The following is a 13,544-nucleotide window of genomic DNA, read 5'->3' as shown; positions in this document are numbered from 1 at the left end:
ATTTCCCCGGACAGGACCACCTTTGCCGCCGAGACCTTGAACTGCCTGTCGTATCGCTTTCTTCTTTGGGTCATCTTGAACACCTTTCGCTCTTAACTAGGTGTCCAATTCATCATACCCACTCCAAAAGCCTCCCATTTCTCATGTCCAAGAAATGGGAGGCAGTTCATTGTGCAGGACCGGGTTTCTTGCTATCGCGTCAAAAGCACCATAAAGGGGACAGTGTCCCCTTTATGGTGGTTACCAGGGTGTTCTGGCTGTTGAAGACTCGATGGCTTCGTGGCGTTTGAGCTCGCGGCGCATGGTTTGTGAGTTGAGCCAAGCTGCTTGCCAGCCGCGGATGGGGTAGTGCGTCTGGTCGAGCTCAAACTGCGTATAGCCGCAGGCGTTGATGATCGTCGTTCCACACACATGCTGACGCTCGCGCTGAAAATCGCAACCGTAGCTTTGGTGCACATGCCCGTGCACCATGTAGTCGGGATTCCAGGATTCGAGTGCTGTGTTAAAACACTCGAATCCTCGATGAGGCAGATCGTCCAGATCACCCATACCGGCGGCGGGTGCATGGGTAAGCAGAATGTCGCACCCGCCGACCATCCTAACCTTACGCGACAGCTTACGCATGCGCTTGGACATCTCGCGTTCGGTGTACATGTTGGCGCCGTCGCGATAACGCATGGACCCGCCAAGGCCCGCAATGCGAATCCCTCGGTACGTGTACACGCTGTCCTCTACGCAGATACATCCACCCGGTGCATGACGTGCGTAGCGGTCATCGTGATTGCCGCGCACGTAGATGAGCGGTTTGTTGATGACCGTAACCAAAAACTCAAGATAGTCCGGGTCCAGATCGCCGGCGGACAAAATCAGGTCGACGCCCTCAAAGCGTTCCTTGCGAAAGCACTCCCATAGGCATCGTTCTTCGGTATCGGCTATGGCAAGGATTTTCATAGGGCGCGGACCTTCGGCTCATCGTCGAGCTGCGGAATGGTGCCTACCACGTTATCCGCCAGCCAATTCATCTCGACAATCTGCGTGCTCGGCAGCGGAGGGAAGCCTTCGATCTGTACCACGCCGTTCTGGCTGTGGAGCTCGCCGCCAAAGGGGTTGATGGATCCCTCGACAATGCCGTTGCGGAGCAACTGCACGAGTTTGCGCGTCTGGTAGGGTAGGCCCGGAGCGTAACGGATGTCGATAACGCCGGAGCTCATGCCATACCAGTAGTTGACGGCGCGCACTTGGTTGTCGTCGCTGGTCTCGTCCCACGTGCCGTGAAGAAGGCTGCGAACGATGAGCTCGTAGTAACGGCCCCAGTTCCATACGGGCATGGCGATGCCGGTGACTTTGCCGTCGACCAAGCGGTGAAGCCCGTAGGCCGTTGGGTCTTCGAGCGACTTTGACATGTCAGCGCCGGTCATGACGCTCACACCTTCGCGGCACATGGTCTCGGCAAGGCCTCCGGCGGGCACATCGCCCCAGGTCAGGATGATTTGCGCACGGGGGTCGAGCAGCGAGGCGCCAATCGCAAAGGCGTTGATCTCGCTGAGTGCGCCCGAGGCGAATACCGATGCGTGGTAACCGATGCGGTGGTTGTCCGCCATGCTGGCGGCAAGGGCGCCCAGCAGAAACTTGGCCTCGTACATCTTGCCAAAGTACGAACGGACGCTTTGATGGGGAAGGCCGATAGAGCAGTTGAGGAACCGAACCTGGGGATACTCAACGGCAGCCCTGAGCGTGTATTCCATCAGGCGGTGCGAGGTCGAGAAGATGACGTTTGCTCCATGTTTGACAGCTGTTTCCACGGCGGCGTAGAACACATCCGGATCGTGACAGTCCTCGAACGCCTCGGTGCGCACGATACCGTCAAAGTGCTCATCGAGATACTGACGCCCTTGGTCGTGCAGGCTGTCCCAGCTCGACGTCGCACAGGGGAACTCATGGATAAAGGCGATGCGCAGGGGGTTGGCCGTCGAGTAGACGGTCTTGCCCATAAAGAAGTTGAGCACGCCAGCGGTGGACTTGGCGGGCGTCTCCTCCTCGTCGACGCTCGGTGCTTCGACAAGATCGACCTTGTCCTCGTCATTTTTGCCGGCAATGACCAGCTCGCGCCAAATCTTGCACAGGCGGTTTACGACGATATCCGTCGGCGTATCCAGCAGGCGGTCCTGGTTGTACACATTGAGGTACACGAGCATGGCGTCGGCAGGCGTAATGTCCAGGTGGTCGCCGCCTGCGCGAAGGTAGGCGCGCTTAAAGAGCAGGAAGGTGTGGCGCAGGTAGTCGACCTTTTTCTGCGGCCATTTTTCGATAACGTTCTGACCGAGCATCTTGGCGAGCGTTTCGTAGCTTCCCTCACGCGAGAAGTCGATCTCGTATAGGGGGCAGACGCGCCAAAACGCGCAGAATTCGCCGTACAGGCGGCTTTCGACGGAATCACATGTGCTGGGGTAGAGACGGGTGACCCTGGCCGAAACCGTTGGAGCGTCCAGGAATTTGAGGACACTGACGCGTTTGTTGCCTTCCTGGACATAGAACCGATGCATGAACTCGGTGACGATGATGGGGTCGCGATAGCCCTCGGTTACCTGGATGTCGTAGAGGTTGGACCACTTGCGGGCGAACTCGGTGCTAAACGGAAGCAGGGGCATAAAGTTACACGAAAAGGCGGACTGACGGCCTTTGGTGACCGTGCCGACGACCATTTCGAGCGGAATATCCCGCAGGCCGACATTCTCTCGCTGACCTAAGGGGAGCTGAGCAACCAAGCTATCGAGGTCCGTAAGGTATGGATGCTCGCTTTGGCTGATGGCGCGACGGCGTCCCTGCTCGCCGCGCTTGCGTGCTTGACGATAGGCCTCTTCCATGGTGTCTACTCCCTTAGTCGTTTAAACAACGATATGAACCATGGTACCACGAATGAAAACCACTACAAAGATGCCTGTCCCCTTTGCGGTGGTTTAGGCGATGATGGGGGCGATGGCGCGGATGCAGGCGTCGGCTGCCGTGAAAGTAGTGCTGTCGTCGCTGACGATAAAGATGATCTTTCCTTTGATGCCAAAGTCGCCGATTTCGCTAAAGAGTACGTAGGGCTCCTTGTCAAAGCCCGAGATGGGCGAGACGGCCGTTTTGGTTGCGCTCGTGAGCTCATCTGCCAGCACGTCAAGGGAAGCCCACTTAGACGTGTCCTTTACGGCAACGGGCACGGCCACGCGCCCAAAGGGCATCAAATGCACGAGCGTGTTCTTGGAGATGTTGGAATTGGGCACAATGATGGTCTGTCCGCAGGCATCCTCAATCGTTGTATGGCGCCAAGTGATGTCTTGGACCACGCCGGATACGCCGCCGACCTCGATATTGTCGCCGGGTTTGATGATGCCCATAAAGGTCACCTGCATGCCGCCGATAAGGTTTGATAACGTGTCCTGAAAGCCGAGCGAGATGGCGATGCCGCCGACGCCAAGAGCGGCGACGAGCGCGTTTGCGTTAATGCCAAAACAGTTGTCGAGGATAAAGCTGCCGCCAATCATCCAGATGACGGCGCGCGCGATGTTGATGAAGATGCTCGATGCCGGAAGCGGGTTATCGTCTCGGTTAAGCAGATGGTTCAGGGTCTTGGATACGACCTTGGCGGCGACGGCGGTGCCTATCGCCAAGATGACGGCCCAGATAATGTTGTGGACCCACCGTTGCTCAAAGAAATGAAGAATCGGCTCAAACAATTCCATGTAGGGAAAACCTCCTAATGATCGTTCAACCATGATACCCACCAAGAAGCCCGTCCGATCAAATTCGGACGGGCTTCTGTGCTCGATATAAGGTTTACGCGGCGGGGCTGTAAGACCCGGCGGTGTAGCTTAGCGTCGACGCTTCCAGATAATGCCGAGCATGATGACGATGATGCCGCCGATAAGGCACGCGCCAACTACTGCCAGCGTGCGGTCTCCCGTTGCGGCGAGCTTACCGGTCATCTTCTTGGTGATGACCTTCGTGGTCGTCGTGTCCGTCTTAGGCGAGGGCTTAGGCGTCGGGGCCGGTGTGGGCGTGGGGTCCACGGCTGCGGAGCCGAAGCCGATGGTGCCGGCGAGCCCGGCCATCTTGCTCTCCCAGCCGTTCTGCCCAATCAGCGCCCTCAGCGCCGCCTCGCACGTGCCCCACTCGGTGTACTTGGTGGCGTGTGCAAAGGTGGGAAAGTCGGTCGTGTTGGTGATGATGTAGTTGTTGGTGGCGACGGTATAGGTCTTGGCGGGGTCGAGCGTGCTGCCGTCTTTGGTGAGTGTGGCACTCACAATGCGCTTGCCTTCGGGCTGCGTCCAATCAATCGTCACGTTGATGCCGCCAAAGGAGAGAACGCTGCCAGAGTCATCGCGCCACTTGTACTTGTCTTGCGCCTCCTGCTCGGTGTGACCGGCCGCCACATAAGCCTGCTGAAGCTCGTAGCTGTCGTTGCAATCGTCGCTGATTTGTAGCGAGTGCTCGAGCGCTGCGAGGAAGTCCGCGCCGGTCATGGTCCAGGTCTCCACGGTGTTGCCGTAGGGCGAGATGGCGATGACGTTGCCGGCGGTCACGTTGCCCGCCGCGATGCCGCCGCGGATGCCGCCAGCGTTTTCGATAGCGAAGTCCGCGCCCGTCAGGGCAAGATAGGAGCCGCAAATCACGTGGCCGATGGTCTGGGCCTTGGTGGTGTCGCCCTCCTTGCTGGGACGGAAATCGGTGGTGCGCACCATTTCCCAGCCATGCGTGCCTGCGGCGTCCTCGCCGTAGAAATAGTTGGTGGTGGATGTGCCGAGCACCTTGTTCGATTCGTTTTCAAAGTCCTCGTCGAGCGGCTTGATCTTGTTGCGGACGGCTTCAAGGCGGCTTTGGTAGTCGGAGCCCTTGTCGGGGTCTGCCAAAAGGTCGTTGACGTTCTTGGCGGTGTAGAGCTTCTCGTCGCTGCCGTCTGCAGGGACCGTGACCGTGTCATCGTCGGTCGTCTCGGTGCCATTCGTGTCGTATTTGTACGGAATGGAAAGCAGTCCCACCTCGGCAAAGGCACTGCCCGCCTCGACAACGTGGATTGTCTTGCCGTCGGCTCCCGTCACCTTCTCGTTAAGGTTGATGTGCTCGTGGCCTGCGATAAGGGCATCGACGCCACGGAGTCGCGTGGCAAAGGTCTTGGCGTCGAGCGTGTGCGCGATACACACAACAACATCGCAGCCCTCCTTGCGCAGCTGCTCTGCCTCGGCATTGATGGCGTTCGCGGCACTCGAGAACGACGTACCCGCGACCAGGTCCGCGCGCAGCGAGGATTCCAGCGACTCATCCATGGCACCCACGACGCCGACCTTGATTTTGTAGTCGAATGTGGAGTGATCCTCGCTATCCTCCCAGGTGCGATCGAGCGTCTTCGTGATGCTCGAGCTCCATACGCCGCTCGTAGACTTTGCGTTCGCGTAGAGCATGGCGAAGGGCGTGCCGGTGGTGCTGTAGCCGGTCATGGTGCGGAGTTTGTCCGCGCCGTAGCTCCAGTCGTGGTTGCCTGGCGTGGTCGCGTCGTAGCCGTCGGCGTAGAAGGTGTCCATGAGCTCGGCGATGCTCTTGCCCTCGCTCATGGTGGCGAAGGACTGCCCGTGGAAGGTGTCGCCCGCATCGAGCAAAAGATCGGGGGCGCTGTTTTGGGCGCTATAGAGAACCGCCAGTCCGTCGAAGCCCACAGTGCCGGTGCCCTTGCTTGCGTTGTAGCTGTACTTGTAGCTGCCGTGGATGTCGTTGGTGTGCATGACGGCCACGGAGCCGTCAATAGCGGCGGGCAGGTTCCCCGCGAAAGCGAGACTTGGGATGCCTGCGAGCGCGCCGGCAAACAACGCGGTGGCTAACGCAAGGCGGGGGAGTCTTTTCATGGCAGTTTCCTTAGTCCTTAGCCAGAATGTCTGGTTGAATATCGGATTATCGACATAATATGCGAAAACCGCCGCAAGGGCGCCTGTCCCTTAGCGGCGGTTTTGACGTTTACGCAGATAAAACCTGCCAAAATAAACCTGTCCCTTTTTGGTAGGTTTAGCTTAGCAGCATGCGGTCGTTGGCGAGCTCGCCGCCCGAGACCTCCTCGAATTTCTGCAGCAGGTCGGCTACGGTGAGCGACTTCTTCTCATCGCCCGCCACGTCGTAGATCACGTGGCCTTCGTGCATCATGATCAGACGGTTGCCCAGACGGATGGCGTCGTTCATGTTGTGCGTGACCATGAGCGTGGTCAGGTGGTTCTCGTCGACGATCTCCTCGGTCAGGTTGAGCACCTTAGAGGCCGTCTTGGGGTCGAGGGCCGCGGTGTGCTCGTCGAGCAGCAGCAGGCGCGGCCTGGTGAGCGTGGCCATCAACAGGGTGAGTGCCTGGCGCTGTCCGCCCGAGAGCAGGCCGACCTTGGCGTTGAGACGCGTGTCCAGACCAAGGTCCAGGCGCTTGAGCAGCTCAACGTACTCATCTTTCTCGGCCTTGGTGACGCCCCACGAAAGGCCGCGACGCTGGCCGCGACGCTTGGCGAGGGCCAGGTTCTCGGCAATCTGCATGTCGGCTGCGGTGCCGCGCATGGGGTCCTGGAACACGCGGCCCAGGTACTTGGCACGCTGCGACTCGCTCAGACGCGAGATATCGTTGCCGTCGAGCTCGATAACGCCCGAATCGAGCGGATATACGCCGGCGATCATGTTGAGCAGCGTGGACTTGCCGGCGCCGTTGCCGCCAATCACGGTTACAAAGTCGCCGTCATTCAGGGTGAGGTCGACGCCGGTGAGCGCGCGCTTCTCGGTGACGGTGCCCTTGTTAAAGGTCTTTTTGACGTGCGAGAGCTTAAGCATCTGCCTCATCCCCCTTCGTGTAGGAGCTGCGGAGCTTATAGCGCTCCCAAACCACGGGCACGCACAGGGCCACGGCGACGATCACGGCGGAGAGCAGTTTCATGTCGTTGGCGTCCATGCCCATTTGCAGCACGATGGCGCGGATAAGGAAGTAGACCACGGAGCCAAAGACGGCGGAGGCAAGACGGACGCTAAACTGCGTGAGGCCGCCGGGCAGCAGACGGCCGAGCACCTCACCGATAACAATGGCGGCAAGACCGATAACGATGGCACCGGTGCCCATACCAATGTCGGCATACTTCTGGCTCTGGCAGATGAGCGCGCCCGAAAGGCCGATGAGGGCGTTGGAGAGCACGAGGGCGATCATCTTGGTGGAGTTGGTGTTGACGCCCAGAGCGCGGATCATGTACTCGTTATTGCCGGTGGCGCGCAGCGCCGAGCCGATCTCGGTGCCAAAGAACCAATACAGGATGGCAACGATAGCCACGGCGAGCAGGATGCCCAAGATGATGGCAACGGTGGACTGCGGCAGACCGGTCATATTGCTGACGGCCGAGAACACGGTGCCTTTGGCAAGAATGGGCGTATTGGACTTGCCCATGATGCGCAGGTTGATGGACCACAGGCTGATCTGGGTGAGGATTCCGGCGAGGATCGCAGGAATCTCAAAGACGGTGGTCAAAATGCCCGTGACGGCGCCCGCGATGGCGCCGGCGCACATACCGGCCAGCACGGCGAACAGCGGGTCGACGTTGTTATTGACGATGAGCACAGCGCAGACGCAGCCGCCGAGGGCAAAGCTGCCGTCGCAGGTCATATCGGGAATGTCGAGCAGGCGGAACGTGATAAACACGCCAAGCACCATAATGCCCCAGAGGACGCCCTGCGAAACGGCGCCCTGCAATGCAATGAGCATGCTTCATACCTCCTAGAATAGGGTGGACACGTGATTTTCCATAATAGCGGTAACAATGTATAAAAGAGCTGCGGACAGACGTTTTGTTTTACCTGAAACAAGCAGGGCGGACGCCGGTCTACAGCGCCCGCCCCTGTGGCTCAGATATTGAATAACGCGGCTGTGGCGCGCGTGCGGGCCCTAGACGCGTTACCGCGCATGGCGCTACTCGTCCAGAGCGGAAAGGTCGATGCCCAGAGCCTCGGCCATCTCGTCGTTCTTGACGACGACCAGGTCCTTGCTCGAGAGATGCTTGATTGGCATATCCTCGGGCTTGGCCTCGCCCTTCAGGATCTTAACGGCCATCTCGCCCGCGGCGTAGCCCAGGTCCTCATAGTTGATGGAGAGGGTGAACAGGCCGCCGGCCTTACACATACCCTCCTCGCCAGTCACGAAGGGGAGCTTGTTCTCCTTGCAGATCTGGCCGACCTGCGAGGCACCCGCGGCGATGGTGTTGTCGGTGGGGGAGTACAGCGCATCGACCTTGCCCACGGCAGACTCGACGACGGACTGAATCTCGTTGGAGCTCGAGACGGTGAAGTCAGTGTACTGGAGGCCCAGCTTGTCGAGCTCCTTCTTGGCGGCCTTGATCTGGACGTCGGAGTTGGACTCGGCGGTGCAGTAGAGCAGGCCGACCTTCTTTACGTCGGGCAGGACCTTCTGCATCATCTCGAGTTGCTCGGCGACCGGGGTGAGGTCGGAAGCGCCCGTGACGTTGGTACCCGGCTTGTCGTTGTCCTGGACCAGGCCGGAGGCGGCGTAGTCGGTGATGGCGCAGCCCACGATGGGGATATCCGCCGTGGCACCGGCAGCAGCCTGTGCGGCGGGCGTGGCGATGGCGTAGATCAGGTCGACGCCATCGCCCACAAATTTGTCGGCAATGGACTTACACGTGGACTGGTCGTTCTGGGCGTTCTTCTGGTCGATCTTGACCTTAAGGCCGCTCTCCTTGATGGCCTTGACAAAGCCGTCGTTGGCGGCATCGAGTGCGGAGTGCTCGGTGAGCTGCAGAACGCCGATGGTGTAGTCGGAACCGGCGGCAGCAGAGCCGGAACCGGAGTTGCCGCCGCATCCGGCGAGCGGGGCGAGCGCGAGCAGGCCGGCGGAGACCAGAAGGCTCCTGCGGCTGATGGTGATGTCCTTCATATCATTACCCCCAGTATAAAAATGGCTGGAAACACTGCACTGGGACAAAGTGCAAGTGGAACTATAGTAGCGCTGATGTCCATTTTTACAACAGCCTGGCGGGTTTTTTAATACAGAATCGGATGGGCGGTACGGGTAGTCGAATGGGCGGCGGAGAGCCTTATGCGGCGGAGGAGGCGTCGTCCTCGTCTAGGGCGGCGAAGAGCTTCTTGCCGTCGAGGAGACGTGTGGTGACGTTTCTCATTCGGCCAATCTCTACAGTACGCAACGTGTCATCGGCGCCTCGGGCGTCGTAGACCGTTCCCAGCAAATACGAGATGCCGTCTCGTTGCTTGATGGCAAAGGGACGGAGTGTCATCCGTGCTGCTTCGGTTTCGCCACGTGTCGTAACGCTCGAAATATCAAAACTCACCGTGGTTCCGTGGTCGATGGCCTGCTCGACGAGCTCGCACGTGTCGATGCGCTTGATGGGCGTGCGCGTTGCCTTGGTAGCCTTGCTGCCTGCGCTTGGAGCGGGTTCGGGTGTATCGAGGTAGCCGCGAACGTCGGCGCTCGCCATGGCAACTAAGTGCTGCGCTATGCTCTTGCGGATAGCGATAGGCGTGGAGCGGTTGCGCATGACCATACCGTGGAGCCGGATGATCTCTTCATCGGTGAGCGGGCGGGTAAGAAGTTTGTAGCCCACGCCGCGTTTGTACTCAATTTCGTATCCGGCATGGCGAAGCGCGGAGATGGCGGTGTAGATGCTGCGCCGCGCCGCCGAGATGGGCATGCGGGCGGGGTCGTCGGGATGGGCGAGGCGCCGGATCAACTCATCGGAAAGCATGGCCTTGTCCTCGCCGGTGTTTTCGCTTAATAGTTGCAAGATGCGAACGGCGCGATAGGCTGCCATCGAGGCGGCGCCTCTAGTCGTGGTGTCGTAGGTTTCAACAGCGGCTTCGGTCATGGTGCCCACGTCCTTTCCGTTTTGGGTGGCGACGGTATGGAGCCTAGGACGTGGGGCTTTCCCAGGGGCGCAGGGCGCTCTGGGCGGTCGGTAGTCGTCGGCAAACGGCGGGTCGAGTTTTCAACAGTCCTGCTCAACTGACCAAAAACTTGCCAAAAGCTTGACGGATGCTGTCGAAAAAAGCGTCTCTCGACCGATGTCGAGAGACGCTTATGCGATGAGCGTTGGTGTGTGGCGACGCGAGCTAGCGTCCGACAATTAGAAGTCGGCGTTGCCCACGGTGCGCGGGTGCGGCAGGACGTCGCGGATGTTACCCACGCCGGTCAGATACATGACCAAGCGCTCGAAGCCCAGACCGTAGCCGGCGTGCTTGCAGGAACCGTAGCGGCGCAGGTCAAGGTAGTACTTGTACTGCTCGGGATTCATGCCCAGGTCCTTGATGCGGGCCTCGAGCAGATCCAGGCGCTCCTCGCGCTGGGAGCCGCCGATAATCTCGCCGATACCGGGAACCAGGCAGTCGGCGGCGGCGACGGTCTTGCCGTCCTCGTTCATGCGCATGTAGAACGCCTTGATCTCGGCCGGGTAGTCGGTCACAAAAGTCGGTCGCTTAAAGTGCTCTTCAGTCAGGAAGCGCTCGTGCTCGGTTTGCAGGTCGATGCCCCAGCTGACGGGGTAATCAAACTGGTGGCCAGCAGCGACTGCCTGCTCCAGGATTTCGACGGCCTCGGTATAGGTGATGCGGGCGAAGTCGGAGTTGGCCACGTGGTCCAGGCGCTCGAGCAGACCCTTGTCCACAAACTTGTTGAGCATATTGAGCTCGTCGGGGCAGGTTGCCATGACGTCCTTGAGGACATACTTGAGCATGGCCTCGGCGTTATCCATATAGTCGTTAAGGTCGGCAAAGGCCATCTCGGGCTCGATCATCCAAAACTCGGCGGCGTGGCGCGTGGTGTTGGAGTTTTCGGCGCGGAAGGTGGGGCCAAAGGTGTACACGTCGCCAAAGGCCATGGCAAAGTTCTCGGCATTGAGCTGGCCGGACACGGTGAGGCTTGCGTGCTTGCCAAAGAAGTCCTGGCTCCAGTCGACCTCGCCGGACTCGGTGAGGGGCGGATTTTTGGGGTCGAGCGTGGTCACGCGGAACATCTCGCCGGCGCCCTCGCAGTCACTCGTGGTGATGATGGGGGTGTTGACGTAGACAAAGCCCTGCTCCTGGAAGAAGCGGTGGATGGCGGCAGCCGCGACAGAGCGGATGCGGAACACGGCGCGGAACAGGTTGGTGCGCGGGCGCAGATGCTGCTGGGTGCGCAGAAACTCGACGGTTGCGCGCTTCTTCTGCAGCGGGTAATCCGGGGCGCTGACGCCCTCGACCTCGATGGAGGTGGCAGAAAGCTCGAAAGGCTGGGGCGCATCGGGGGTCAGCTTGACGGTGCCGGTGCAAATGAGTGCGGCCGAGACGTTTTGATGGGCGATCTCGTCGTAGTTGTCGAGTGCCTCGCGGTTCATGACGACCTGCAGGTCGCGGAAGCAGCTGCCGTCGTTGAGCGTAACAAAGCCAAAGTTCTTCATGTCGCGGACGGACTTAACCCAGCCGGCGACGGTGACAGTCTGGCCGCCGAGCGACTCGGCATCGGCATAGAGCTGCGCGATTTTGGTGCGGTTCACGTATCCTCCCATAACGGTTGAATGATAGTTATCCATACAGTTCGATATTCTAGCAGCTCGGCTCATTTGGGCTATACAGATAAGGCATTGGCGGGATGGTTTTTCAAACGAAAAGCGCCCGCGGCCAAATGGTCGCGAGCGCTCGACGAGGTGCCTTTTGGCTGTGTGGCGTGGGGCCTGGCTACTTGGTCTTGGCAACCAGCAGCGGGTCGCCCAGCTTGACGAGCGGGTTGCCGCCGATAAGCGTTCCAGACTCGCCGACATGGTCGATGCTCTTAAGACGATCGAGCTCGGAGACGATGACGGTCACGATGTCCTCGTGACCAGCGGCCTTAATGGCCTCGCGGTCGAAGCTGATGAGCGGCTGGCCTGCCTTGACCACATCGCCCATCTCGACAAAGCGGGCAAAACCCTTGCCGTTCATTTCCACGGTGCCCAGGCCAACATGGATGAACACGCGAAGACCGTCCTCGGTGATCATGCCAATGGAGTGGTTGGTGACAGTGGTGGCGCCGATGCGGCCGTTGGCGGGCGCATAGATGGTGCCGGTAATGGGCTCGATGCCATAGCCCTGGCCAAGCATGCCCGAGGCGATCGTCTCGTCGGGAACCTCGTCCAGGTTGACGAGCACGCCGTTGACGGGGGCATAGATGACGCCTTCGCGGGTGGCGAAGCTTGCTGCGGGCGGAACGGACGCCTCGCCGGTCGAGGTGAAGGTGGACTTAAGCGAATCGAGCAGACCCATAGTTGCCTCCAACTTAAATAGGCGCATATCGCGCGTTTGGTTTGCCGGAAACGTTTCACATGTGTTTCGCGGCTTGGTCAACGCCCCTATTCTACGCTGCTCAACGATACCTCTGAACTGGGATTATGTGATATATCAGTTGAAGGGAAACTTATTGCCGGAGTGTTTCTACGCCACGGGTTCAAGTGGGGTACGCTTGAAGGCGAAAAACAAGGGCGCATAATTTGCGCGAAGGGAGCACATATGATTGTCGAGAACCATGCGCTGTGGGGCGAGGAGCCGACCGAGGATTATCCGGCGACGTTTACGTATTTGGGTGCCGAGCCGTTGCCCGATAAACCGAATGGCCGCCGCCCCGCGGTGATTATCTGTGGCGGAGGCGGGTTTACACATATCGCTCCGCACGAGCAGGACCCGGTGGCGTTTGCATTTTTGGATCACGGTTACCAGGCCTTTGTGCTCAACTATGTCACGAGCTCTACGGGTGACGTGAGCTTTCCGCACCCCCAGGCAGATCTTGCCAAGATGGTCGCCACGGTGCGCGCCAACGCCGACGAGTGGCATGTCGATCCTAAGCGCGTGTGCGTCGTGGGATTCTCGGCGGGCGGCATGATCTGTGCCTCGCTGGCAACGCAGTGGAAGACCGGCCCCTTCGCGGCACTTGCCGGGGCACGTCCGGACGACATTCGTCCCGATGCCGTGGTGCTGGGCTATCCGCTGCTCGACTTTGCCTATGTGCGCGACATGCAGACGCGCGATCCGCGCATTGACTTGCGCGTGCCCAAGACGGGCGGCAAGACGGGGCGCGATTTGCTCAACGACTACCTGTCGATGGTGACGGGTGGCGAGGCAACTGACGAGCATTTGGCCGATATCTGCCCCACCACGCATGTTTCGCGTCAGATGCCGCCGACCTTTGTGTGGGGCGTGTCCGACGACAAGACGGCGCCGATCGCGCAGGTCTACCCGTTTGCGCAGCGCATGGCCGAGGAGGGCGTTGCATGCGAGATGCACGTCTTCGACCAGGGTGGTCACGGCCTTTCGCTCGGCAACGCCAACACCGCGGTCGACAACGAGGACAAGCAGGTTTCCGTCCGTCCCTGGATCCGCCTGGCCTTCCGCTTCCTCGAGCGCCATCTGTAAGAGTCCCGGCATCCAAGCCCTTCAATAACTTGCGGTGAAATAGTTCCTATCTGGGGCATCAACCAGCCCATCCAGGAACTATTCCACCGCAACTTCGTTTTTGATGCCCCGTCCGG

At 59.8% G+C, this 13,544-nt stretch carries 11 protein-coding genes; 1 reads left to right on the top strand and 10 read right to left on the bottom strand.

The annotated features are described in order from the left end of the window. Positions 1–240: 240 nt before the first annotated feature. The 10 genes from AAAX35_RS07860 to AAAX35_RS07815 form a co-directional block, all read right to left on the bottom strand. Positions 241–951 carry a metallophosphoesterase gene (locus tag AAAX35_RS07860; protein WP_117799696.1) on the bottom strand — a complete coding sequence of 237 codons (711 nt, stop codon included), beginning with the start codon at positions 949–951 and terminating at the stop codon, positions 241–243. Further along, complete coding sequence (locus tag AAAX35_RS07855; RefSeq protein ID WP_349117261.1) at positions 948–2,864, bottom strand: BMP family ABC transporter substrate-binding protein; 1,917 nt, start codon at positions 2,862–2,864, stop codon at positions 948–950. Before AAAX35_RS07855 ends, AAAX35_RS07860 begins: the two co-directional genes overlap by 4 nt. A gap of 93 nt (positions 2,865–2,957) precedes the next feature. Then, positions 2,958–3,725 (bottom strand): mechanosensitive ion channel domain-containing protein, encoded by a 768-nt coding sequence (locus AAAX35_RS07850; RefSeq protein ID WP_195239368.1) that lies wholly within the window; start codon positions 3,723–3,725, stop codon positions 2,958–2,960. Positions 3,726–3,854: 129 nt separating this feature from the next. After that, positions 3,855–5,879 (bottom strand): 5'-nucleotidase C-terminal domain-containing protein, encoded by a 2,025-nt coding sequence (locus AAAX35_RS07845; protein WP_349117260.1) that lies wholly within the window; start codon positions 5,877–5,879, stop codon positions 3,855–3,857. A 157-nt stretch (positions 5,880–6,036) separates the two neighbouring features. Next, positions 6,037–6,831: an ATP-binding cassette domain-containing protein gene (locus tag AAAX35_RS07840; RefSeq protein ID WP_215694685.1), complete on the bottom strand. Its 795-nt coding sequence runs from the start codon at positions 6,829–6,831 to the stop codon at positions 6,037–6,039. Next, positions 6,824–7,747: an ABC transporter permease gene (locus AAAX35_RS07835; protein WP_349117259.1), complete on the bottom strand. Its 924-nt coding sequence runs from the start codon at positions 7,745–7,747 to the stop codon at positions 6,824–6,826. Before AAAX35_RS07835 ends, AAAX35_RS07840 begins: the two co-directional genes overlap by 8 nt. A gap of 204 nt (positions 7,748–7,951) precedes the next feature. After that, positions 7,952–8,932: an ABC transporter substrate-binding protein gene (locus tag AAAX35_RS07830; protein ID WP_349117258.1), complete on the bottom strand. Its 981-nt coding sequence runs from the start codon at positions 8,930–8,932 to the stop codon at positions 7,952–7,954. Between the two features lie 160 nt (positions 8,933–9,092). After that, the gene (locus tag AAAX35_RS07825) at positions 9,093–9,878 is read right to left on the bottom strand and encodes a hypothetical protein (protein WP_349117257.1); all 786 of its coding nucleotides are present in this window, start codon (positions 9,876–9,878) and stop codon (positions 9,093–9,095) included. Positions 9,879–10,136: 258 nt separating this feature from the next. Next, entirely contained in the window at positions 10,137–11,540 is a 1,404-nt protein-coding gene (gene asnS, locus AAAX35_RS07820) for an asparagine--tRNA ligase (protein ID WP_349117256.1), read from the bottom strand. Positions 11,541–11,721: 181 nt separating this feature from the next. Then, positions 11,722–12,285 carry a PTS glucose transporter subunit IIA gene (locus tag AAAX35_RS07815; RefSeq protein ID WP_022093882.1) on the bottom strand — a complete coding sequence of 188 codons (564 nt, stop codon included), beginning with the start codon at positions 12,283–12,285 and terminating at the stop codon, positions 11,722–11,724. 243 nt (positions 12,286–12,528) lie between these two features. On the opposite strand from AAAX35_RS07815, the gene AAAX35_RS07810 reads away from it, so the two are divergent. Further along, positions 12,529–13,428, top strand: a complete 900-nt coding sequence (locus tag AAAX35_RS07810; RefSeq protein ID WP_349117255.1) for an alpha/beta hydrolase — start codon at positions 12,529–12,531, stop codon at positions 13,426–13,428. Positions 13,429–13,544 lie beyond the last annotated feature (116 nt).

The sequence above is a fragment of the Collinsella sp. CLA-ER-H11 genome (genome assembly GCF_040092445.1).
Lineage (GTDB): Bacteria > Actinomycetota > Coriobacteriia > Coriobacteriales > Coriobacteriaceae > Collinsella.
The sequence above is the reverse complement of the archived record's forward strand: the minus strand, read 5'-3'. Positions and strand labels throughout refer to the sequence as shown.

Coding starts and splice junctions, on each gene's coding strand:
- AAAX35_RS07810 (WP_349117255.1), top strand. CDS start 12,529: ATGATTGTCGAGAACCATGCGCTGTGGGGCGAGGAGCCGACCGAGGAT.
- AAAX35_RS07840 (WP_215694685.1), bottom strand. CDS start 6,831: ATGCTTAAGCTCTCGCACGTCAAAAAGACCTTTAACAAGGGCACCGTC.
- AAAX35_RS07830 (WP_349117258.1), bottom strand. CDS start 8,932: ATGAAGGACATCACCATCAGCCGCAGGAGCCTTCTGGTCTCCGCCGGC.
- AAAX35_RS07850 (WP_195239368.1), bottom strand. CDS start 3,725: ATGGAATTGTTTGAGCCGATTCTTCATTTCTTTGAGCAACGGTGGGTC.
- AAAX35_RS07860 (WP_117799696.1), bottom strand. CDS start 951: ATGAAAATCCTTGCCATAGCCGATACCGAAGAACGATGCCTATGGGAG.
- AAAX35_RS07855 (WP_349117261.1), bottom strand. CDS start 2,864: ATGGAAGAGGCCTATCGTCAAGCACGCAAGCGCGGCGAGCAGGGACGC.
- AAAX35_RS07845 (WP_349117260.1), bottom strand. CDS start 5,879: ATGAAAAGACTCCCCCGCCTTGCGTTAGCCACCGCGTTGTTTGCCGGC.
- AAAX35_RS07835 (WP_349117259.1), bottom strand. CDS start 7,747: ATGCTCATTGCATTGCAGGGCGCCGTTTCGCAGGGCGTCCTCTGGGGC.
- AAAX35_RS07815 (WP_022093882.1), bottom strand. CDS start 12,285: ATGGGTCTGCTCGATTCGCTTAAGTCCACCTTCACCTCGACCGGCGAG.
- AAAX35_RS07825 (WP_349117257.1), bottom strand. CDS start 9,878: ATGACCGAAGCCGCTGTTGAAACCTACGACACCACGACTAGAGGCGCC.